The organism is Nocardioides sp. JS614 (assembly GCF_000015265.1).
Classification (GTDB): Bacteria; Actinomycetota; Actinomycetes; order Propionibacteriales; family Nocardioidaceae; genus Nocardioides.
Window position 1 is genome coordinate 4374977 of record NC_008699.1, and the last position, 21190, is coordinate 4396166.

The 21190-nt window shown below is 72.1% G+C and carries 19 protein-coding genes; 4 read left to right on the plus strand and 15 right to left on the minus strand.

Annotated elements, in window-relative coordinates; genetic code table 11:
* Positions 1–50 precede the first annotated feature (50 nt).
* Positions 51–3182: a fused isobutyryl-CoA mutase/GTPase IcmF gene (gene icmF, locus NOCA_RS22430; protein WP_011757569.1), complete on the plus strand. Its 3132-nt coding sequence runs from the start codon at positions 51–53 to the stop codon at positions 3180–3182.
* An 18-nt stretch (positions 3183–3200) separates the two neighbouring features.
* Here the strand turns inward: icmF and NOCA_RS22435 are convergent, their stop codons facing one another.
* From NOCA_RS22435 to NOCA_RS22455, 5 genes are read right to left on the minus strand one after another with little or no spacing between them, the layout of a single operon-like run.
* Positions 3201–3665: a nucleoside deaminase gene (locus tag NOCA_RS22435; RefSeq protein ID WP_011757570.1), complete on the minus strand. Its 465-nt coding sequence runs from the start codon at positions 3663–3665 to the stop codon at positions 3201–3203.
* Between the two features lie 36 nt (positions 3666–3701).
* Complete coding sequence (locus tag NOCA_RS22440; protein ID WP_011757571.1) at positions 3702–4601, minus strand: ABC transporter permease; 900 nt, start codon at positions 4599–4601, stop codon at positions 3702–3704.
* Positions 4598–5698 (minus strand): ABC transporter permease, encoded by a 1101-nt coding sequence (locus NOCA_RS22445; protein ID WP_011757572.1) that lies wholly within the window; start codon positions 5696–5698, stop codon positions 4598–4600. Before NOCA_RS22445 ends, NOCA_RS22440 begins: the two co-directional genes overlap by 4 nt.
* A complete protein-coding gene (locus NOCA_RS22450) occupies positions 5695–7239 on the minus strand; it encodes an ABC transporter ATP-binding protein (RefSeq protein ID WP_041546826.1) in 1545 nt (514 codons plus the stop codon). The genes NOCA_RS22445 and NOCA_RS22450 overlap by 4 nt, the downstream gene beginning before the upstream one ends.
* 26 nt (positions 7240–7265) lie before the next feature.
* Complete coding sequence (locus tag NOCA_RS22455; RefSeq protein ID WP_011757574.1) at positions 7266–8339, minus strand: BMP family protein; 1074 nt, start codon at positions 8337–8339, stop codon at positions 7266–7268.
* A 144-nt stretch (positions 8340–8483) separates the two neighbouring features.
* On the opposite strand from NOCA_RS22455, the gene NOCA_RS22460 reads away from it, so the two are divergent.
* Both NOCA_RS22460 and NOCA_RS22465 read left to right on the plus strand, forming a co-directional pair.
* Positions 8484–10013, plus strand: coding sequence for a PucR family transcriptional regulator (locus tag NOCA_RS22460; RefSeq protein ID WP_011757575.1), 1530 nt, complete (start codon positions 8484–8486; stop codon positions 10011–10013).
* Positions 10014–10090: 77 nt separating this feature from the next.
* Positions 10091–10603, plus strand: coding sequence for a thioesterase family protein (locus tag NOCA_RS22465; RefSeq protein ID WP_011757576.1), 513 nt, complete (start codon positions 10091–10093; stop codon positions 10601–10603).
* Positions 10604–10702: 99 nt separating this feature from the next.
* Here NOCA_RS22465 and NOCA_RS22470 read toward each other — a convergent pair whose 3' ends face one another.
* From NOCA_RS22470 to NOCA_RS22500, 7 genes are all read right to left on the minus strand, one after another.
* Positions 10703–11332, minus strand: a complete 630-nt coding sequence (locus tag NOCA_RS22470; protein ID WP_140404025.1) for a hypothetical protein — start codon at positions 11330–11332, stop codon at positions 10703–10705.
* 61 nt (positions 11333–11393) lie between these two features.
* A complete protein-coding gene (locus tag NOCA_RS22475) occupies positions 11394–11999 on the minus strand; it encodes an LLM class flavin-dependent oxidoreductase (RefSeq protein ID WP_011757578.1) in 606 nt (201 codons plus the stop codon).
* A 95-nt stretch (positions 12000–12094) separates the two neighbouring features.
* Entirely contained in the window at positions 12095–14686 is a 2592-nt protein-coding gene (locus NOCA_RS22480) for a M12 family metallo-peptidase (RefSeq protein ID WP_011757579.1), read from the minus strand.
* Between the two features lie 50 nt (positions 14687–14736).
* Positions 14737–15429: a pyrimidine reductase family protein gene (locus NOCA_RS22485; RefSeq protein WP_011757580.1), complete on the minus strand. Its 693-nt coding sequence runs from the start codon at positions 15427–15429 to the stop codon at positions 14737–14739.
* Positions 15426–15932, minus strand: coding sequence for a hypothetical protein (locus tag NOCA_RS22490; RefSeq protein WP_011757581.1), 507 nt, complete (start codon positions 15930–15932; stop codon positions 15426–15428). The genes NOCA_RS22485 and NOCA_RS22490 overlap by 4 nt, the downstream gene beginning before the upstream one ends.
* Complete coding sequence (gene folP / locus NOCA_RS22495; protein WP_011757582.1) at positions 15929–16792, minus strand: dihydropteroate synthase; 864 nt, start codon at positions 16790–16792, stop codon at positions 15929–15931. Before folP ends, NOCA_RS22490 begins: the two co-directional genes overlap by 4 nt.
* Entirely contained in the window at positions 16789–17655 is an 867-nt protein-coding gene (locus tag NOCA_RS22500) for a glucosyl-3-phosphoglycerate synthase (protein WP_041546827.1), read from the minus strand. The genes folP and NOCA_RS22500 overlap by 4 nt, the downstream gene beginning before the upstream one ends.
* A gap of 66 nt (positions 17656–17721) precedes the next feature.
* Between NOCA_RS22500 and NOCA_RS22505 the strand changes: the two genes are divergently transcribed.
* Complete coding sequence (locus NOCA_RS22505) at positions 17722–18339, plus strand: TetR/AcrR family transcriptional regulator (RefSeq protein WP_011757584.1); 618 nt, start codon at positions 17722–17724, stop codon at positions 18337–18339.
* 3 nt (positions 18340–18342) lie between these two features.
* Here the strand turns inward: NOCA_RS22505 and NOCA_RS22510 are convergent, their stop codons facing one another.
* The 3 genes from NOCA_RS22510 to galE all read right to left on the minus strand — a co-directional run bounded on the left by NOCA_RS22510 (position 18343) and on the right by galE (position 21109).
* Positions 18343–19173 carry a DUF559 domain-containing protein gene (locus tag NOCA_RS22510; RefSeq protein WP_011757585.1) on the minus strand — a complete coding sequence of 277 codons (831 nt, stop codon included), beginning with the start codon at positions 19171–19173 and terminating at the stop codon, positions 18343–18345.
* A gap of 152 nt (positions 19174–19325) precedes the next feature.
* Complete coding sequence (locus NOCA_RS22515; protein WP_011757586.1) at positions 19326–20105, minus strand: N-acetylmuramoyl-L-alanine amidase family protein; 780 nt, start codon at positions 20103–20105, stop codon at positions 19326–19328.
* Positions 20105–21109: a UDP-glucose 4-epimerase GalE gene (gene galE, locus NOCA_RS22520; RefSeq protein WP_011757587.1), complete on the minus strand. Its 1005-nt coding sequence runs from the start codon at positions 21107–21109 to the stop codon at positions 20105–20107. The genes NOCA_RS22515 and galE overlap by 1 nt, the downstream gene beginning before the upstream one ends.
* Positions 21110–21190 lie beyond the last annotated feature (81 nt).

Here is a 21190-nt window from a genome sequence, read left to right on the forward strand (position 1 = left end):
ACGTCCTACTATCTGGACCGCCACCCTCTTCCTCGAAGCCCAGGAGCGTCATGTCCGCCCTGCACGTCCCGCAGCACCCGGTCCGCCTGGTGACCGCATCCAGCCTCTTCGACGGCCACGACGCGGCCATCAACATCATGCGGCGGATCTTCCAGTCGCAGGGCTGCGAGGTCATCCACCTCGGCCACAACCGCTCGGTTCAGGAGGTCGTCGACGCCGCGATCGAGGAGGACGTCCAGGGCGTCGCGGTGTCGTCGTACCAGGGTGGCCACGTCGAGTACTTCGAGTACCTCGTCGAGCTGCTGCGCGCGCAGGGCGCCGGTCACATCCGGGTCGTGGGGGGTGGCGGCGGCGTCATCGTGCGCGACGAGATCGACCGGCTCCGCGCCAGCGGCGTCACGATCTTCTCGCCGGAGGACGGCCAGCGGATGGGCCTGCCCGGGATGATCAACTCCGTGGTCGCCTCGTGCGACGTGGACCTGTGGGCCGACCGCCAGGTCGGCGCCGACCAGCTGCTCAGCGGCGACCGGTTCGCGGTCGCGCGCGCGATCACCGCGGCCGAGGAGGGGCGCCTGCCCGAGGAGCTGCTGGCCGCGGTGCGGAGCGCCGCCGGCGCCCGGACCGTCCCGGTCCTCGGCATCACCGGCACCGGCGGCTCGGGCAAGTCCTCGCTGACCGACGAGCTCGTGCGTCGCTTCCGGGTCGACCAGCAGAACAAGCTGCGGGTGGCGGTCGTCGCCGTCGACCCGACCCGGCGCAAGGGCGGCGGCGCCCTGCTCGGCGACCGGATCCGGATGAACTCCCTCGACGGCGACCGGATCTTCTTCCGCTCCCTCGCCACCCGCGGCGCCCACGAGCTGCCCGAGCATCTGCCCGACGTGATCGAGGTGCTCAAGGCCGGTGGCTTCGACCTGGTGATCGTCGAGACCCCCGGCATCGGCCAGGGCGATGCCGGGGTCGTGCCGTTCGTCGACGCCTCGCTGTACGTGATGACGCCGGAGTTCGGTGCGGCCTCCCAGCTGGAGAAGATCGACATGCTCGACTTCGCCGACGTCGTGGCGATCAACAAGTTCGAGCGCCGCGGGGCCGCGGACGCACTGCGCGACGTCGGGCGCCAGCTGGTCCGCAACCGTGAGGCGTTCGGCAAGGGGCCCGACCAGATGCCCGTGTACGGGACGTCGGCGGCCACATTCAACGACGACGGCGTGACCGCCCTGTACCAGCAGCTCCGCGACCTGCTGGCCGACCGCGGGCTGCCGGTCGCCGAGGGCGTGCTCGAGCACGTCGACGTGCGGCACTCGACCCGCATCCAGCAGGTGCTCCCGGGTGAGCGGGTCCGCTACCTCGCGGAGGTGAGCACCACCGTCCGGGACTACCACGCGCGGACCACTGTCCTGGCGGACGCGGCGCGACGGGTGCAGCGGCTCGAGGCCGTCGCGGCCGAGCTTCCTGGCAACGACGACGTCGCCGGGCTGCTCGTGAAGGCACGCGGCGAGCTGCCCGAGGAGGTCGCCGGCCAGCTGGCCGACTGGCCCGCGGTGGTCGAGGAGTACGCCGCCGTCGAAGGCCGCACCTCCTTGTCGGGCAACGTGATCCCGCGGGTCGCGCTGCCGGCGTACGTCGACCAGGGCGAGCTGGTCCGCTTCTGGCGGCGGGAGAACCTGCCGGGCCGGTTCCCGTTCACCGCCGGGGTGTTCCCGTTCAAGCGCGAGGGCGAGGACCCGGCCCGGATGTTCGCGGGCGAGGGCGACCCGGCCCGCACCAACCGGCGCTTCAAGCTGCTGTCCGCGGACCAGCCGGCGACCCGGCTCTCGACCGCGTTCGACTCGGTGACGCTCTACGGCCGCGACCCCGACGAGCGCCCGGACGTCTACGGCAAGGTCGGCACCTCGGGGGTGAGCGTGGCGACGCTGGACGACATGGTGCAGCTCTACGACGGCTTCGACCTGCTCGCGCCGACCACGTCGGTGAGCATGACGATCAACGGGCCCGCGCCGACCGTCCTGGCGTTCTTCCTCAACACCGTCCTCGACCAGGCCCGCGAGCGCGGCATCGACCCGGCGGAGGCGCTGCGCACGGTGCGGGGCACCGTGCAGGCCGACATCCTCAAGGAGGACCAGGGGCAGAACACCTGCCTGTTCTCCACCGAGTTCTCGCTGCGCTGCATGGCCGACATCCAGGAGTGGTTCATCGAGCACGGGGTCCGGAACTTCTACTCGGTCTCGATCTCCGGCTACCACATCGCCGAGGCGGGGGCGAACCCGATCAGCCAGCTCGCGTTCACCCTCGCCAACGGGTTCACCTACGTCGAGTCCTACCTGGCGCGCGGCATGGACATCGACGACTTCGCGCCCAACCTCTCGTTCTTCTTCTCCAACGGCATGGACCCCGAGTACTCCGTCATCGGCCGGGTCGCCCGGCGGATCTGGGCGGTGGCGATGAAGGAGAAGTACGGCGCGAACGAGCGGTCCCAGAAGCTCAAGTACCACGTGCAGACGTCCGGTCGGTCGCTGCACGCGCAGGAGATGGACTTCAACGACATCCGCACCACGCTGCAGGCGCTGATCGCGATCTACGACAACGCCAACAGCCTGCACACCAACGCCTACGACGAGGCCGTGACCACGCCGTCCGAGGAGTCCGTGCGCCGCGCGCTGGCGATCCAGCTGATCATCAACCGCGAGTGGGGCCTGGCGATGAACGAGAACCCGCTCCAGGGCTCGTTCATCATCGACCAGCTCACCGACCTGGTCGAGGAGGCGGTGCTGGCCGAGTTCGACCGCATCTCCGAGCGCGGTGGCGTGCTGGGCGCGATGGAGACGGGCTACCAGCGCGGCCGGATCCAGGACGAGTCGATGCTCTACGAGCACCGCAAGCACGACGGCTCGCTGCCGATCATCGGCGTCAACACGTTCCGCGCACCTGACGCCACCACGCACGAGGGCCCGATCGCGCTCGCGCGGGCGACCGAGGCGGAGAAGCGCTCACAGCTCGACCGGGTCCGCCGGTTCCAGGCCGAGCACCGCGAGGAGGCACAGGCCGCACTGGCGCGCCTGCGTCAGGCGGCCACGTCCGGCGAGAACGTCTTCGCCGTACTCATGGACGCGGCCCGCGTCTGCTCGCTCGGCCAGGTGACCGACGCGTTCTGCGAGGTGGGCGGCCAGTATCGTCGCAACGTGTGAAGCCCGACCCGCTGCGGGCTACGAGACCGACGAGTCGTCCTCGACCCCGATGTCCTCGTTCCACAGCGTCGGGTGCTCGGCGATGAAGGTGGCCATCATCTCGACACAGCCCAGGTCGTCCAGAACGACCACCTCCACCCCTCGGGAGGCCAGCAGCTCCTCACCGCCGAGGAAGTTGCGGTTCTCGCCGACGACCACGCGCGGGATGCCGTAGAGCAAGATCGCGCCGGTGCACATGTCGCAGGGCGACAGGGTCGTCACCATCGTCGAGCGCGCGTAGACGCTCGCCGGCAGTCGGCCGATGTTCTCCAGGCAGTCGGTCTCACCATGCCGGATCGCGCTGCCGAGCTGGACCCGACGGTTGTGGCCGCCACCCAAGACCTCGCCGTCGTGGATGAGGACGGCGCCGATCGGGATCCCGCCCTCCGCGAGTCCGCGGCGGGCCTCCTCGACGGCCAGGACGAGCATCTCTTCGTCGGTCATTGACGTCTCCTTCTGGAAGTGACGGGGCGGGCGAGGTCACCCACGGCGGTAGGCCTTGAGGTAGGAGCCCGGGTAGCGCACACTGCGTCCCCCGATCGCGAGGGCGGCGATCACCGCGAGGTAGGGAAGCGCGAGCATCAACTCACCCGGCACGGAGCCGAACGCCGGCGTGATCGCGAGCTGGAGCTGCAGGGCGTTCGTACCGGCGAAGACCAGCGCCCCCAGAACCGCCGGCCACACCCGCCAGCGGGCGAAGATGACCAGGGCGATGCAGACCCAGCCACGGCCGCTGATGACGTCCAGCGTGAAGCTGCCGAGCACGGCGAGGGTGAGGAACGCTCCGCCGACGGCCATCAGCGCGCCACCCACGACCAGCGCGGCGTACTGCGTCCGCGCCACCGAGATGCCGGCGACGTCGGCCGCCTCGAAGTTCTCCCCGACCGCATGCAGCCGTGCGCCGAGCCCGGTCGAGCTCAGGACCCACCAGGCAAGCGGGGCAAGCACCAGGAAGCCGGCGTAGGTCAGCCAATGCTGGTCGACCACCTCAGCCCCCCGGAAGAGGACGTGGAACTTGTCGTCGAGGGTCGGTCGCTCACCGGCGTACAACAGCCGGAAGGTGAAGTCACAGGCAGCGATCAATAGGAGGGTCAGGCCGAGCCCGGCCACGTGCTGGTTGAGGCCGAGGGTGACCGCGAACAGGCCCATCAATGCGCCGGCCAGGAGGCCGGCCGCGATAGCCGCCATCAGGCCGACCCAGACAGACCCGGTCCGCAGCGCCGCCAGGAAGCCGACGAAGGCGCCCAGGTACATCGTGCCCTCGATACCCAGGTTGAGGACGCCGCTGCGCTCGACGATGACCTCGCCGATGCCGGCCCAGACGAGCGGCGTCGCGATGGTGAGCATGGCCCCGATCAGGGCCAAGACGTTGAGGCTCATCGGGCCGACTCCCGTTCCGGAGTGCGTGCCGGAGCGGGCGGTGTCGCCGACCCACGCCACTGGACCCGGTAGCGGCGCCAGGTCATCGCCGACAGCACCGCCAGCAGCAACAGCGCGCTGAACATCGCGCCGAGCTGGGCGGGCACCTGCAGCACCAGCGACACGTTCTGCGCGCCCACGGACAGGTCGCCGAGCAGGAACGCGACCAGGAACACCCCGAGTGCACCGAGGCCGCCGAGGGTGGCGACGATGACACCCGTGTAGCCGTAGCTGTTGCTGATGCCCCCGGTCAACTGGTGCTGGACGCCCATCACCTGCGACGCGCCGCCGATCCCGGCGATGCCGCCGGACACGAGCGCGCACCGGAACTGCAGGCGACCGACCGCGATCCCGCTGAACTCCGCGGCCCGGGGAGCCTGGCCGGCTGCCCGGATCCGGATCCCGGTGGCGGTGCGGGTCAGCACGATCCCCACCGCCACGACGACCAGTACGGCGACCCCGAAGCCCCAGTGCAGCCGGCTTCCGGGAACCAGCGCGGGCAGGTCGTAGGACGGGCCGAGCCGGTCGGAGTCGGTGAACCCGCTCTCGGAGTTGCGCCACGGCCCGTTGAGCAGCCCCTGGACCAGGAGCAGCGCGACCGGGTTGAGCAACAGCGTGGTGACGACCTCGTCGATCCCGGCCCGCCGCTTGAGCCAGGCGGGCACCACGGCCCACACGAGCCCCCCTGCGGCCCCGGCGGCGAAGCCCAGCGGCAGCGCCACCGCGGCGGGCAGGTCGGGCAAGCCGGTGCCGATCGCGGTGGTTCCGATCGCGCCGAGGAGGAACTGCCCTTCGGCACCGATGTTCCAGTACCCGGCTCGGAACGCGAGCGCGACCGCGACGCCCGTGAACAACAGCGGGGTGGCGGTGAGCAGCACCTCGTACAGCCCGGTGGTCGAGGTCAGCGGAGTGACGAGGTACCGCTCGAAGGCGGCCGGCGGATTCGCGTCGGACAGCCGGATCGGGATCGCGGTCAGTGCAACGGTGATCAGGACGCCGACCGCGACCGCGACGGGTGGGAGCCACCGCGGCTCGCGCCCACGCAGGACCAGCCTCATGCCGGGATCCCTCCCGCCATCATCACGCCTACCCGCTCCGCCGAAGCGTCCGCCGAGGCCACCTCACCGACGACCTCGCCCCGCAGCAGCACCACCATCCGGTCACTGAGACTGCGCAGCTCGTCGAGATCCTCGGAGACCAGCAGCACCCCACCTCCACGCGCTCGCAGGGCGCGCAGCTGGCTGTGCACGTAGCGGTACGCGCCGATGTCGAGCCCCCGTGTCGGTTGAGAGGCGACCAGGACCCGAGGCTCCCGCGAGAGCGCGCGAGCCAGCAGCACCTTCTGCATGTTGCCGCCGGACAGCGAGGCGATCGAGTCGCTCGGCCGGGCGCGGATGTCGAAGCGCTCGATCAGGTCCTCGGCGTGGCGACGCACCGCGCGCCGGTCGAGCAGACCACGGTGGGTATAGCCGCTCAGGTCCTCGAGGACCAGGTTCTGCTCGACGCTGAGCTGGGGGACCACGCTGCCGCGCCGGTCCTCGGTGAGCCGGCCCAGGCCGGCTCGGAGCCGGCTCGCGACGTCGGCGGAGGTGACGTCCGTCCCGGCGACCACGACCCTCCCGGCGGAGACCGGCTCGGTACCGGCGAGCACGGAGACCAGCTCGGTCTGACCGTTGCCCGAGACGCCCGCGACCCCGACGATCTCGCCCGCCCCTACCCGGATGCTCACCTCGCGCAGCACGTCTCGTCCGCTGCGGGTCAGGGTCAGTCCCTCGATGTCGAGGACGGTCGGCCGGACCTCGCGGCTCCCTCGCTCGACGACCGGCCCGACCGCCAGCCCGAGGGCCGCCTCGGTGTCCGGCTCGTCGACAGCGGCCTGGCCCGTCGCGCCGATCATCAACGCGGCGAGCTCGGCGTCACCCACTTCTCCCGTCACCCGAGTGCCGACCAGCCGGCCGTGGCGCAGCACCACCACCCGGTCCGAGATCTCGGCGACCTCACGAAGCTTGTGCGAGACCAGCAGTACCCCGAGCCCGGCTGCCGTGAGCCGTCGTATCGTGTCGAAGAGGGCGCGGACGTCCTGGGGGGTCAGCACCGCGGTCGGCTCGTCGAGGATCACCACCCGGCAGTCGTGGAAGAGGGCCTTGACGATCTCGACCCGCTGCCGCTCGCCGATCGAGAGGGTGGAGACGACGCGGTCGGGGTCGAGGCTGACCCCGATCCGGTCCATCGCATCGCAGACCCGCTGCCGGGTGGCGGCGCGGTCGACGCGGCCGAGACCAAGCCCGGAGAGCGCGACGTTCTCGGCGACGGTCATCGTCTCGACCAGAGAGAACTCCTGGGTGACCATTCCGATGCCGGCGGCCATCGCGTCGCGTGGCGAGCCGATCTCGAGCCGTCGGCCGTCCATGCGCACGGTGCCGGCGTCCGGACGGATCAGCCCGTAGACCATCTTCATCAGGGTCGACTTGCCGGCGCCGTTCTCGCCCAGCATGGCGACGACCTCGCCCGGGGCGACGCTCAGGGAGATGGCGTTGTTCGCGACCAGCTCCCCGAATCGCTTGGTCAGGCCGTCGAGCTCGAGCAGCGGGCCCCTCAACGGCCCACTGCTCGCCCCTGGTCCGCTCACTTCGCGGAGACGTCGATCGACTTCGCCGGCGCGCTCTCGTCCACAGGTGTCTCGAAGGTGCCGTCCTCCATGGCGGCGCGCATGTCCTCGACGCGAGCGGCCAGGTCGTCGGGGACCCCGCCGACGATGTCGGTGTTGATGTCGGCGATGGACGAGCCACCGGCCGCCATGAAGGAGTACTTGCCGAGGTCGACTCCTTCGGGACCGTTCTCGATCTGGTCGACCACCGCGTCGACCGTCGGCCGGACGTCCCAGATCAGGGACGTCACGACGTGCTCGGGCGACTCGGCCTTCTGGTCGACCATCATTCCGATGACCGGGATGTCGGCCTCCTCCGCGGCGGCGATAACTCCGTCGCGCTCGGCGAAGAGGACGTCGGCTCCGGCCGAGATGTGGGCCTGCGCGGCCTGCTTGGCCGCGGCCGGGTCGAAGAAGCTGTTGATGAACGACACCTTGACCGTCGCGTCGGGGTTGGTCTCCTTCACACCGAGGACGAAGGCGTTGACGATCCGGTTCACCTCCGGAATCGGCATGGCGCCGACCACCCCGATCGTTCCACTCTCGGTCAGACCGCCGGCCAGCATGCCCGCCAGGTAGGCGGGGTCTTGGAGCCAGTTGTCGAAGACGCTCATGTTCGGCTCCACCGGCTCGCCACCGGATCCGAAGGCGAACGGGATGTCCGGGAACTCGGCAGCTACCTTGCGGACCGCCTCCTCGGCGGCGAACGCGTCCCCGATGATCGCGTCCGGCTTCTCGTTGGTGGCGATGTCGCGCAGCGACCGCTCCATGGCGTCGGAGGTGCTGAGGTCGTCGACGTGCTTGTACTCGATCAGCCCGTCCGCGGCCGCGGACTCAAGCGCCGCGTGGATGGCGCCGTCCCAGGGCTCCTCGAGCGGGGTGGCGAACACGCCGTACACCAGGGGCAGGTCGCCACCGGCGCTGTCGGAGCCTTCGTCGCCCGTGGTCCCTCCGCAGGCGGCAGTGAGGGCGAGGACGGCCACGGTGACCAGCAGGCCGGCTCCAGTGCGGAGCTGCGACGGGCGACGGTCTCGAACGGGGTGCGCGAGCATGAGGACCTCCGGCGTGGTGCGGGTGATGCAGGGCAGTCAAACGGCCCACCCGCGGCCGTCACAAGGGGCATTTCGTCATTTCGTGTCCCCCCGTACTGGTCAGAATGTGCTGCACGCCCGGACCGCCGGCGGCATGATTCGTCCGTGGCGCCGACCGTTCAGGACCTGCTCGACCTCCCGGTGCTGCGGCGCGCCCGGCCCGAGGTGGCCGTCGGCAGCCGCCTGGACGAACGGGAGGTGCGCTGGGTGCACACCTCCGAGATCTATGAGATCTCACCGTTGCTCAAGGGCGGCGAGGTGCTCTTGACCACCGGGCTCGGCCTGGTGGGCGTCGGGGCGGGAGCGGTGGCGGCGTACGTCGAGGCGCTGGCTCGCCAAGGCGTCGCGGCGTTGGTGCTCGAGGTCGGCCGGACGTTCACCCACCCGCCCGAGGCGCTGGTGGCAGCGGCCCGGGCGCATGACCTGCCTCTCGTGCTGCTCCACGGAGTGGTCCCGTTCATCGATGTCACGGAGACGGTCTACCCGATGCTGATCGGCGGTGAGGTCGAGCAGCTGCGCGAGCTCGAGCGGGCCTCGACCAGGTTGCACGAGGCGCTCACCACGGGGGCTGGGCCGGGTGAGCTGCTGGCGCTGGTCGGTGACATCTGCGGCTCGCCGGCCGGGCTGTACACCTCGGCCGGTGACCTGCTGGGCGGGGAAGACGTGCGCTCCCGGGAGGGTGGGACGCTCGAGTTCGACGTGGGTCGGAGTCCTTGGGCGGTGCTCGCCCTGCCAGCGTCGCAACGCTCGACCCACACCGGCGTGAGGCGGTTGGCCGAGTTGTGCGCGACCATGATCGACATCCGCCTGGGCGCCATGTTCCGAGCCGGCCACCGCCCCGGGGCCGACGCCGACCTGGTCCGCATGCTGGCGGCGGGACAGTACCTCTCCAGCGCGGACATCGAGGTGCAATCACGCGCCGCCGGACTCGTCGTGCGCCCGGGTTGGCGAGCCGTCGGCCTCGCGGTGGACCTGCGCCTGCCAAGCTCGCTGCGCCCCGGTCTCAACGCCACCATCGAGGCCGCGCGGTCGGTGTTCGGAGTGTCCGCGGTGGCCGAGCTGGACCGCGAGTTCGTCGTGGCGACCACGGTACGGCCAGCGGAGCTGCGCTCGCGCCTGTCCTCGTTCGTCGACGCCTTGGAGCGCGAGCTGCACGCCGCCGTGGGCACAGCGGCGATCCGGGTCTCGGCGGGCCATCCGGTTGGAGACGCCGCGGGTTTGGCTCGATCGCTGCCGGCCGCCCTCGACGCGCTCCACCTGGCCCGCCGGCTCGGCCTGGGGTCACGGACGGTGCTCGCCAGCGACCTGGGGGTCTTCCACCTGCTCTCGAGCGCCACCGCGGACGTCGAGCTCGAGCGGTTCGTCCAGGAGCAACTCGGCGCGTTGCTCGAGCACGATGCGCGGCACGGCTCGGACCTCGTCCAGACCCTGGACGCATACCTGGAGGCGGGCCTGGGCAAGACGGCGGCGGCCCAGGCACTCGGGATCCGCAGGCAGACCCTGTATGCACGCTTGGAGCGGATCAGCAGGCTGCTCGGCGGCCTGGACATCGAGGCGCGTCAGGCGCGCACAGCGCTCGACCTCGCACTGGTGAGCTGGCGCCTGAGGACCTCGGCCGTCACCGGCCGGCCCTGACATCGCGCCGACACGCAACCCGAGCCCGTCGTCCCCGCCGCGCAGCGCCCGTCCGCCCGGCAGTATCGTCGGCCCGCGTGAGCACCCCGCCCTCCCACACCCACCCGACCTATGACCAGCTCGTCGGCCTGCCGGCGTACTCCGAGCAGCCGGTGCCGGTGGCCTTCGAGGACGTCAACGGGCACCTCAACGTGCGCCACTACACCGGCATCGCCAGCGAGGGTCTCGACGAGTCACTGGTCGAGCTGGGGATCCCCCAGAACTGGCCGGCCGCGGATGGGCACGCCTGCTTCTCCGCCGAGCACCACCTGACCTACCTCACCGAGCTGCGCACCGGCGACCGGATGTCCGCGCGGGTGCGGCTGCTGGGCCGCTCCGAGCGGGCGGCGCACGCGCTGGTCTACCTGCTCGACGACACCCACCAGCAGCTCAGCTACGTGATGGAGGAGATCTTCCTCCACATCCTGATGGAGACCCGGCGCACCGCGCCCTGGCCCGACGACGTGGCCGCCAACCTGGACAAGCGGATCGCGGAGGACGCCGACCTGCCCTGGGGGCCCGTGACGTCGGGGTGCCTGGCGCTGCGCTGAGCCCGACCAGCGGTGCCCAGGCAACCGAACCAGCCCCACCAACGGTTGCCGGCACACCGCCCACCCGGTCCCGCGTCGGCGGCAGCCGGCCGGACGGGCTCAGCGCTGTCGGGACTGCCGCTGGGGCGAGGCCGCGTGGATCGCGGTCCCGGCGAACCCGAGGAGCAGCAGCAGGATCGTCGCCTTCGACAGGTACTCCGGCAAGGCGCCCGAGACCGGGAACGACAGCGCGTGCAGGATCAGCATGACCGGCACCCAGCGCGGGACGGTCCGGGCGCGCAGGAGGGCCAGGCCGAGCAGCAGCTCACCGAGGTACAGGCCGGCGATCCAGGTATAGAGGAACACCGCCAGACCGGCGTCGTGCGCGATGTGGTCGACGTTGCTGCCGCGCAGCGCGTCGCTGATGACCAACGAGCGGAAGAACGCCATCAGCATCGCGAACCCCGCGGTGCCGATGAACCCGATCTCGAGCACGATCCCGCTGATCATCCCGAGGACCCAGCCGCGCCGGTCGAACAATGACAGGACCGCCGGCAGGCCCAGGGTCAGGCCGATCGAGGAGATGAAGAAGATCACCGCGGCGGCCAGCCACCGCCCGCCCTGCTGCTCCACGATCCGCAGCGCGTCGGAGGTGTCCTCGGATGCGGGCAGCAGGAACGCGCCCAGGCAGAGCGCCAGGGCGCCGGTCACCAGCAGCGCCGCCGAGACCGGCAGCCAGTCCATCCGCACGAGCACACGGTAGGGCCTGCGGACCCCGGTGGCTCCCGAACGTCCACAGCGGCCCCGGCAATCACCCGATCAGGTGAGCGATCCGATGCACCTGGTCCACGTCCGAGCCGGTCGGGATCAGCTGCACCTCGTCCGCGCCGAGGTCCGCGATCCGGCGCAGCACCTCCCGCAGCTGGTCCGGCGTACCCGCGAAGCCCGCGGTCGCGGCCATGGCGTCGACGATCTCGACCGGGATCCAGTTCAGGTAGTGGCGCAGGTGCCGGCGCACCTGCTCGCGCGCGGTCCCGTCGCCGTCGTCGAGCGCGCACCAGAACGACGTCGTCACGCGCGGCGCCGGCCGCCCCGCCTCGCGCCACGCGTCCCGGGTCAGCGCGAAGACCCGCTCCATCTCCGCGAGGTCGACGTCGAGCGACATCCCGGCGAGGCCGTCGGCCCACGCCGCGGCGCTGCGGATCGTGCGCGGTCCCAGCGTCCCGACGAGCAGCTCCGGCCCGCCGGGACGGACCGGAGGCGGCCCGACGGGTCGTACGGCGTCCACCACCCGCTCACCCGCCCACACCCGGCGCAGCACCGCGACCCGGCCGGCCAGCTCGGCCATCGTCCGGGTGCCGAGCTCCGCCCCGGCCGCCCGGTAGTCCTCCTCGCGCCCGCCGACCCCGAGCCCCACCGTGAGCCGGCCACCGCAGAGCCGGGGCGATAGTCCCTGACGATTGCGGGCCGTTCCGGCGCGAACGACCGCACAATCGTCAGGGACTATCCCAGTTAGCGGATCCGGAAGGAGCGGTCGCTGAGGTCGAAGAAGTAGTTGCCGACCGCCTCGATCTTCAGCCACGCCTTGCCGGTGCGGACGTTGGGGATGCGGACCCGGGCCCGGCCGTCGTTGGCGGTCGTGGCGAGCACGTTGTCCCAGGTCCGGCCGTTGTCGGTGGACAGCACGATCCGGATCCTCTTGGCGAGCTTCTTGGTGCCGTTGACCTTCCAGGTGATCGCCTTCTTCTTGCCACCGTCGACCTTGCCGCCCTTGGCGAACGAGGTGACCAGGAACGGCCCGGCGCTGCTGGCGACCCGGAGCGTGACCTGGTCGGAGCCGACGCCGCCGCCGCCCACGATCTGGTCGCGCGCGGTCAGCCGGAAGTGCAGCGCACCCTGGTACGCCGAGGTGGGCAGGAACTCCGAGTAGCAGTCGCGCGGCCGCGGCCGCACCGGGACGTAGTCGTCGAGGTTGTCCGGCAGCGGCGGCACCCGTGGGCAGGTGCCGGTCTCGGCGTTGGTGTTGCCGGCCAGGATCTGCGCGAGGTCGGGGAAGGTGCGCGTCCGACCGGCCGCCGTCGCGACGTTCTCCCCCGGCGAGTGGTATTGGAGCGTCCCGTCGTCGGTGACGTTCGCGAACGTCCCGAACACCCGGAACAGCGGCCCCCACTTCTTGGTGTTGCTGACCAGCGCGGTGCCGGCGTGGCCGGACGCGTCGTCGTTCTGCTCCCACACGTAGACGAGCGGGTCGCCGTCGGGGTCGGTGCCCGACCCGGTGAGGGTGAACGGCGTGCGGGTCGGGATGGTCTTGTTCGCCGGCGCCGTCACGATCGGGTTGCGGTTGTCGGTCGGGTTGATCGCGAACCCGTGGTTGCCGGGCTCACCGCCCTTCGCGGTCTCGCCGACGAACGCAGTCACGCCCGCCGACGAGGTGGTGACCTGCAGGTCGTTCATGTCCGCACGGTCGCTGTCCGCGGTGTACGGGTCGGCGTCGCCGGCGAAGATGACCTGGAAGCCGGTGTCGTCGGGTGCGGTCAGCGGCGCGGGGTACGTCGAGCCGCCGGCGTACGGGTCGTAACCCCACCCGGTGACCGTGACGTTCTCGCCGGTCAGGCCCTCGACGGCCGTCTCGATGTTCGCCGCGGTGTACGTCGAGCCGCGGGTCAGCGTGACCGGCGCCCCGCCGCCCGGGTAGCCGATCATGATCGACTCGCCGTCGGTGTCGAAGCCGGTGAGCGAGACGTTCTGCACCTCGACCGGCGCGGGCGCCGTACCGCTGGTGTAGGCGTTCACCTCGTCCAGGGTGCGCTGGGAGAAGTACGGGTCGGTGTGCGGCTGCAGGTCGTCCTGCAGGCAGATGCCGGCGTAGGCCATCACCGAGGAGCCGGAGCCCGGCTCGACCGAGGTGCCGGCGTTGCGGTTGCCGCCCGAGCAGGCGTACTGCACGCCGTTGAACGTGTGGTTGCCGCCGAACTGGTGACCCATCTCGTGGGCGACGTAGTCGATCGCCATGAAGTCGCCGGTCGGGTCGGGCAGGCCGGTGCAGCCCAGGCCCTTCTCGATGCTGCCGACGACGCCGAGGCCGGCGATGCCGCCGCCGTTGACGCCGAGCATCAGGTGCCCGATGTCGTAGTTCGAGGCGCCGATGATCTGCCCGAGCACGACCTGGTTGCGAACCAGGCCCGGGACGTCGCAGTACTCCAGCTGGCCCGGGACGTAGTCCGGCGACTCCGGGTCGCCCGACGGCGGGTCGAAGCACGGGTGCGCGCCGCACGGTCCGTTCGGCCCGGACGCCTTCGCCTCGGTGTCGAGGTTGAGCTCGTCGGTGCCGTCGACCAGGATCATGTTGATCGCGAGGTCGTCGTTGTAGATCTGGTTGACGCGGTTCATCAGCGTGACCTTCTCGGCCGTCACGTTGGCGCTGCCGAAGTACGTCGCGTACGTCGGGTCGCTGACCAGCGCGAGCCGGTAGACCCGCTGCTGGACGGTGTCGTCCGCGGCCCGGCGTTGCGTGGCCCGCCGCTCGATCGCCCGCTGCACGTCCGGCAGCTCCCGCTCGGCGACCCGCTCGGTCTCCTGGGGCAGGCTGCCGCCGTAGTAGCTGAGGTGCTCGGTGGTGCCGCGCCGGTTGTACGCGGGGTCGACGTACCACGCCGTCTGCCCGCCGGACCGCACCGAGGCGTGGAAGCCCATCGGGGTCACGTCCATCGCGATGGTGGTGCCGGGGTGGTCGAGCGACCGGCCGGCCCAGGTGGCGATCTCGGGGTGGGCGGCGGCCAGCCCGGCCTGCATCAGCTGGGTCCGCTGGACGGCGAACCGCTCGGTGCCGCCCGCAGGGGTCGGGACCGCGAAGACGGTCGAGCCGGCCGCGCCGGCCCGCGGGGCGCCACGCAGCGCCGCGCGCACCAGGCCGGTGTCGACGCGGACCGCGGCGTACTGGTCCGGATCGACCCGCACCCGCGGCCCGGTCGGCTCGAAGCCCTTCAGCGGCCGGTAGATCGCGTCGTTCGGCGCGGCGGTCGCCGACGACCAGGCCAGGGGCAGCACCGCTGCGGCCAGGGCCAGGGCGAAGAGAGCGGCGAGGATCCGGAACGGGCGCGGCATGGGGTCTCCCTCGGTGAGCCGCACCCCTCAACAGGTGCGGTGCCAGCAGCCTAAAGGACCGCGGGGACTCCGGTGAGCCAGCGGGCGAGCAGCGTGCCCTCGGCCTCGAGCAGCAGGTGCAGTCGGAGGGGTACGTCGAGGGGCGGGCCCTGGGTGATCCGCGGATGCTCGCCGGCCACCAGCCGGGGCACGGTGGTCGTGCAGAGCTCGTCGGCGACGCCGGCGGCGAGCAGGTCGCGCAGCAGGTGCGGGCCGCCCTCGCAGAGCTGGTTGGCCCAGCCGCGGTCGGCGAGCACCTGCTTGAGCAGCGGCAGGTCGACCCGGTGCGAGCCGAGCACCAGCACCTGGTCGGCGCCGAGCACCTCGCGGGCCCGGTCCACCCGCTCGGCGGCCTCGCAGGTCGCCATCAGCACCGCGCCCGCCGGCGCGTCCTGGAGCTGCTCGGGCACGTCGCCGCGGCGGCTCACGATCACCAGCGGCCGGTCGGCCACGTGGTAGCCCTCGGCCCGGGCCGTCCCGGCGCCGACGACGATCACGTCGGCGGCCGCGCGGAGGTGGTCGAAGACCTGCTTGTCCACGGCGTTGTTGATCGAGCCGCTGGTGCCGGTCTCGCCGGTGGCGGCCCCGTCGACGGTGCCGACCATGTTGACCCGCAGCCACGGCGTGCGCGGCACGGCGTACAGCTCCGCCAGGCCGGCCTCCTCGGTGGCGGCTCCGCTGTCGGGACCGACGAGCACCCTCACGGCTGCCACCTGAGCACCCAGTACTGCACCCCGAACGGGTCGTCGTCGTAGTCCACCTGCGCCGGCCCGAGGTCGCCGAGCCCGGCCAGCCGCTCGATGCCGGCGACGCTGGCCCACAGCTCGGCGGCGAGGCCGGCGTCCACCTCGGGCCGCCCGGCCCGCAGCGAGGCCCCCAGCGCCGCGTCGAACGCGGCGGCCCGCTCGTCGAGGAACCCGGGTGCCTTCTCGGTGCGCTTGGCGCTGCCGTTGCCGACCACCAGCACCCGGGCCGGCGGTGCGTCGGCAACCGTCCCGGCGCCCGTTCCGGTTGCTGGTGCACCGCCGGCCTGCGTCAGCAGCGCCCGGCCCACCCGCTCCCCCTGCGGGTCGGCGAGGACGACCGGGTCGGCGCCGAGCCAGCGCACGGCCGCCACGCAGGCGGCCCGCAGCTCGGGGACCGGGTCCTCGAGGCCGGCGTACTCCGGCAGCAGCGCGAGCACGCCGGGGACCAGGACCACTCTCATTGCAGCCCCCGGATGGCGAGGCGGGGCGGGCGGCGACCGGCGATCGTGTCGACCATGTCGACGGTCTGGCGGGTCTCGACGACCTCGTGCACGCGGTAGATCCGGGCGCCGGCGAGGGCACAGACGGCGGTGGCGGCCAGGGTGCCGGTCAGCCGCTCCCCGACCGGCAGGTCGAGGCTCTCGCCGACGAAGTCCTTGTTGGAGAGCGACACCAGGACGGGGTACCCGGTCGCGACCATCTCACCGAGCCGGCGGGTGACCTCGAGGGAGTGGAAGGTGTTCTTGCCGAAGTCGTGGGCCGGGTCGATGACGACCGAGGCGGGGTCGACGCCGGCGGCGATCGCGCGCTCGGCGTACGCGACGGTGTCGGCGATCGCGGCGGCGACCACGTCGTCGTACTCCATCCGGTAGGGACGGGTCCGCGGGGTGACCCCGCCGGTGTGGGTGCACACGATCGCGGCGCCCGCCTCGGCGGCCGCGTCGGCGAGCTCGGGGTCCGCGCCGCCCCAGGCGTCGTTGATCAGGTCGGCGCCGGCCGCGCAGACGGCGCTGCCGACCTCGGCGCGCCAGGTGTCGACCGAGATCACGAGGTCCGGGTACGACGCGCGCACCCGGGCCACGAAGTCGACGACCCGGGCCTTCTCCTCGGCCTCGGAGATCTCGACGCCGGGCGCGGCCTTGATGCCGCCGATGTCGACGATCTCGGCGCCCTCGCCGGCGACCAGCGCGACCCGCTCGAAGGCCTTGTCCTCCGCCCAGGTCGCGCCCTTGTCGTAGAACGAGTCCGGGGTGCGGTTGACGATCGCCATCATCAACGTGGCGGTGTCGGGGAAGGTGTGGCGGCCGAGCTTGAGGGTCATCGCACGCCCACCGCCGGCGGTCGCTCGTCGGCCGGCCCGGCCGCGGTGGGGGTGCCGACCCGGGCCAGGGCGGCCGCGAGGATCTGGGTGGCCATCCCGCTGAGGTCGCGCAGCGACTGGTGCCGGTGGGCGCGGGTGCCGAGGTCGACCTGGGCGAGCGCGTCCAGCCCGCGGGTGCGCAGGGTGTCGACGAGGGCGGCGAGCTCCACGGCGTACCCGGTCGGCACGCTGAGCTGCTCGAACAGGTCGCGTCGTACCGCCCACTCGCCCGCGAGCGGCTGGTGCAGGCCCGCGAGCTCGGGGAACAACAGCCGGATCAGCGGCCGCGCGACCAGCTCGGTGACCCGGCCGCCCTCGAACGGGACCGCGGCGTCGCCGGAGAGCATCGGCCGCTCGTAGAAGCCCTTGACCAGCGCGACCTCGGGGCGGGTGAGCAGCGGGCCGAGCAGGCCGGGCACGAAGTGGGTGTCCCAGTCGAGCAGGTCGGCGTCCATGAACACGAGCACGTCGCCGGTGGTCACGAACTGCGCCTTCCACATCGCCTCGCCCTTGCCGGGGACACTGCCCAGGTCGGGGCGGATCTCGGCGGATCGGTGCACGACGGCGCCGGCGTCGGTGGCGACCTCGTAGGTGTCGTCGGTGGAGTCGGAGTCGATGACGACGATCTCGTCGAGCAGCGCGACCGTGTCGACCAGCGCCTCGCGCACCCGGGTGACGACGTCGCCGACGGTCGCGGCCTCGTTGCGGGCGGGGACCACGAGGCTCACGGTGTGGCTCGTGCGGCCTGCCCGCTTGGCGGCCATCAGGTCCCCGAGGGTCCAGTCGTCCCAGTGGTGGGTGTTCCTCTCGCCCCAGGCCGACACGTCGTCGAGAGTAGCGACCGTCGGCGATCCCACCCCGGCGGGCCCTTTTGTGATGTTCAATCAGCCATGTCCACACCACAGGGGGAGATCCGCCGGGGCCGTGGCCGGCCCCGGACCCCCGGAGCCGAGAAGAGGATCATCGACGCCGCGCTCGAGGAGTACGGCGAACACGGCTGGGCGGGCTTCACGATGGACGGGGTCGCGCGTCGGGCCGGTGTCGGCAAGTCCACCGTCTACCTGCGCTGGCAGGACAAGGACAGCCTGCTCACCGACGCGGTGAGCAGCCGCAGCGGGGACATCGGCGACGTCGACACCGGCAGCCTGCGCGGCGACCTGCACGACCTGGCCGCGAACCTGTTCCGCCACTACCGCGACCCGGCCGGCTGGGCCGCGCTGCGGGTGCTGGTCGACGCCGCGGGGGCGCCGCACCGGCTCGGCAGGTTCGTGGAGACGGTCGCCGACGTGCAGGTCGGGTTCGTCGACCAGATCGCGGCCCGAGCGGTCGAGCGCGGCGAGGTGCCGGCCGACCTGCCGGCCCGGGAGATCGGGCAGTGCGTCTACGGCTCGGTCACGATCCAGACCCTGAGCGCGCGCCTCGAGGGCCGGGAGTTCGACGACGCCGAGATCGAGGAGCGGGCCACGACCCTGGTCGACGTCGTGCTCCAGCAGGTCGTCGCCCCCTGAGCGTCAACCAACCAGGTCGACGAGCACCTCCCGCACGTACGCCGGGTCGAACATGACGTCCTCCCAGGTGAACCGCACGACGCGGTAGCCGAGCCGCACGAACGCGGTGTACCGATGGACGTCGCGCCGCAGGCTCGCCCGGTCGGCGTGGAACTCGAACGACTCGGCCTCGATGACCAAGCGCCGTCCGACGTCCATGAGATCCACCCGCCCCACGTCGGCCACCCACTGCTGTGGCTCGACTTCTAGACCCGGTACGTCGAGCGCGATCGCCCGGAGCACCGACTCGAACGGGTTGTCCGCCCGTGGATCCGCGGCCTCCACGACCCGGACCGCGCGCCGCCTGCCGGTGCGCGGTGCCCGGAGTGCCGCGGCGACCAGGTCGGCTCGGTCGATCCCGGACCGGAGGGCCGAGTCGGCCACGCTGAGCGCGACGTCGAACGGGTAGGCGCGGGCACAGTCGACGACCGTCCGCAGCGGGTCGGTGACGCCGCGGCTGACGTCCAGCAGATCCAGGTCGGCCCAGTGCACCTCGAGGTCGTCGGCCTCGAGGTGGCAGCTGCGCCGGGGGACGGTCACGCATGGCCTCTCGGGCGGTGCCTTGATCTTCCACCCCCAATCCTGTGCCGCGCTCAGGTGCGACACGACACCGCCGACCCGCGCGGCCGCCACCCGCGCGATGTCGGCGTCGGGCAGCCGGTAGCGGCCGTGTCGCTCGCGGACCACCGTCTGATCGGCGAGCGCGGCACGCAGCCGGCGGCGGCTGGTGCAGCGCAGCAGCTCCTGGGCGGTGGCCACCCCGCCCAGCATGGTCAGCGCCTCGGGTGCGTCCATGACCGGGCTCCTACCCGCCGCCGGCCGGGTGCCCGCGGTTGTCCACAGGACGGTTCGCGGGGCAGTTCGGGCGGCATCGCCGTACCGGCCCGCTCACCCGGAGGGGTGTCCAGGCGAACTGCCCCGGGATCGGTCCGGCGCCGGGCGCGGGGTCAGCGGAGGAAGGCGCGGATCGCGGCGGTGAGGGCGCGGGCGTACGTCGCGCGGCCGGCGGGGGTGGTCATCCGGTGGGCGTCGCGCGGGTTGCGCATGTTGCCGAGCTCGACCATCACGGTGGGCACGTCGGAGAGGTTGAGGGTGCCGAGGTCGGCGCGGAAGTCCAGGCCGTCGCCGCCGGCGATGTAGTTGGCGACCGGCACCCGGTGGCGGCGCAGCGCCGCGCGGGTGTCGACGGCGAGCCGCTTGGAGGACCGGTAGATGTCGTGGGTCCACGGGCGCCGGTCGGTCGGGGCGATCACGTGGAAGCCGCGGGCGCCGGCGGCGTACGACCCGTCGCCGTGCACGCTGACCTTGAGGTCGGCCCCGACCCGGTTGCCGGCCCGGCCGCGCCGGTCCACGCACGGCCCCCACCGGTCCTGCCGGTTGCTGCTGCGGGTCAGCTTCACCTGCGCGCCGAGCCGCTCGAGCCGGGCCTGCAGCAGCCGGGTCACCCGCCAGGCCATGGTCGCCTCGGGGTAGCCGCCGTTGGTCGCGGTGCCGGTGGTGTTGCAGTCCTTCTCGAAGCCGCCCGCCGGCACCTGCCGGCTGATCTTGCGCGGGAAGTTGTGGTTGCCGAGCTGGTGGCCCGGGTCCAGCACCACCACGCGGCCCGCCAGCGGCGTCGCGGCCCGGCCGGACGGGCCCGACAGGCCGGTGACGTCGGCCCGCCCGGCGTACGCCGGGGTGGCGGCTCCGAGCAGGAGGACCGCCACCAGCAGGACGAGGGCGCGCATCACTCGTAGCCCAGGATCTCCTGGCGCTTCGCGCCCCACGCCAGCGCCGAGGCGATCGCGTCCTCGAGGGAGAGCTCGGTGCGCCAGTCGAGCAGCCGCCCGGAGCGGTCGACGTTCGCGAACGCCCCCACCGCGTCGCCGGGGCGTGGCGGCGCCTCCCGGACCGGCACCTCCTGGCCGAACACGTTCTGGAACGCGGTGACCAGCTCGCGCACGGTCACCCCGGAGCCGGTGCCGACGTTGATGATCACGCTGGGCTCGCCGGCGGCGTCGATCACCTCGTCGAACCGCTCGACCGCGCGGACGTGCGCGCGGGCCAGGTCCCAGACGTGGATGTAGTCGCGGATGCCGGTGCCGTCGCGGGTGGGGTGGTCGGTGCCGGTGATCGTGAAGGCGTCCTTCTGCCCGCGCGCGGCCATCACCAGCTGGCCGAGCACGTGCGAGGGCTCCTTGGCGTAGATGCCGGACTCCAGGTCCGGGTCGGAGCCGATCGGGTTGAAGTAGCGCAGGATGATCGCCCGCAGGTCGGTCGCCGCCGACATGTCCTGGAGCACCTCCTCCATCATCCGCTTGGTCCGGGCGTACGGCGAGGCCGGCTCGAGCCGGTCGCCCTCGGAGACCTCGAAGTCGTCCTTGAGGGCGTAGATCGACGCGGAGGAGGAGAACAGCACCCGGCCCTTGCCGAGGGTGTTGAGCTCGTCGAAGAGCTCCAGGGACTTGGCGACGTTGTCCCGGTAGTACTCGTAGGGCTTCTCGACCGACTCGGGCACCACGATCCGGGCGGCCATGTGGATGGTGGCGTCGATGTCGGGGTGCTCGTCGAAGACCCGGCGGACCAGGGCCCGGTCGGCGATGTCGCCCTCGTAGAAGATCCGGTCGCGCACGAACGCCAGGGGGCCGGTGAGCAGCGAGTCGAGGATCACCGGCGTGTGGCCGGCCTCCTCGAGCGCCTTGGCGGTGGTCGAGCCGATGTAGCCGGCGCCGCCGGTGACGAGAACCTTCATGGCGCCCACCTTAGGGCGTGCACCGGTCTGGACCGGAGCGGTGGCGACCTCAGTCGTCGGCGGTTCGAGCCGATACAAGGC

Bases quoted from the DNA above. Each gene is read 5' to 3' on its own strand.
- NOCA_RS22505 (WP_011757584.1), top strand. From the start codon at position 17,722: ATGTCCACACCACAGGGGGAGATCCGCCGGGGCCGTGGCCGGCCCCGG.
- NOCA_RS22515 (WP_011757586.1), bottom strand. From the start codon at position 20,105: ATGCGCGCCCTCGTCCTGCTGGTGGCGGTCCTCCTGCTCGGAGCCGCC.
- NOCA_RS22480 (WP_011757579.1), bottom strand. From the start codon at position 14,686: ATGCCGCGCCCGTTCCGGATCCTCGCCGCTCTCTTCGCCCTGGCCCTG.
- galE (WP_011757587.1), bottom strand. From the start codon at position 21,109: ATGAAGGTTCTCGTCACCGGCGGCGCCGGCTACATCGGCTCGACCACC.
- NOCA_RS22510 (WP_011757585.1), bottom strand. From the start codon at position 19,173: ATGGACGCACCCGAGGCGCTGACCATGCTGGGCGGGGTGGCCACCGCC.
- NOCA_RS22440 (WP_011757571.1), bottom strand. From the start codon at position 4,601: ATGAGCCTCAACGTCTTGGCCCTGATCGGGGCCATGCTCACCATCGCG.
- NOCA_RS22435 (WP_011757570.1), bottom strand. From the start codon at position 3,665: ATGACCGACGAAGAGATGCTCGTCCTGGCCGTCGAGGAGGCCCGCCGC.
- NOCA_RS22455 (WP_011757574.1), bottom strand. From the start codon at position 8,339: ATGCTCGCGCACCCCGTTCGAGACCGTCGCCCGTCGCAGCTCCGCACT.
- NOCA_RS22490 (WP_011757581.1), bottom strand. From the start codon at position 15,932: ATGAGAGTGGTCCTGGTCCCCGGCGTGCTCGCGCTGCTGCCGGAGTAC.
- NOCA_RS22445 (WP_011757572.1), bottom strand. From the start codon at position 5,698: ATGAGGCTGGTCCTGCGTGGGCGCGAGCCGCGGTGGCTCCCACCCGTC.
- icmF (WP_011757569.1), top strand. From the start codon at position 51: ATGTCCGCCCTGCACGTCCCGCAGCACCCGGTCCGCCTGGTGACCGCA.
- folP (WP_011757582.1), bottom strand. From the start codon at position 16,792: ATGACCCTCAAGCTCGGCCGCCACACCTTCCCCGACACCGCCACGTTG.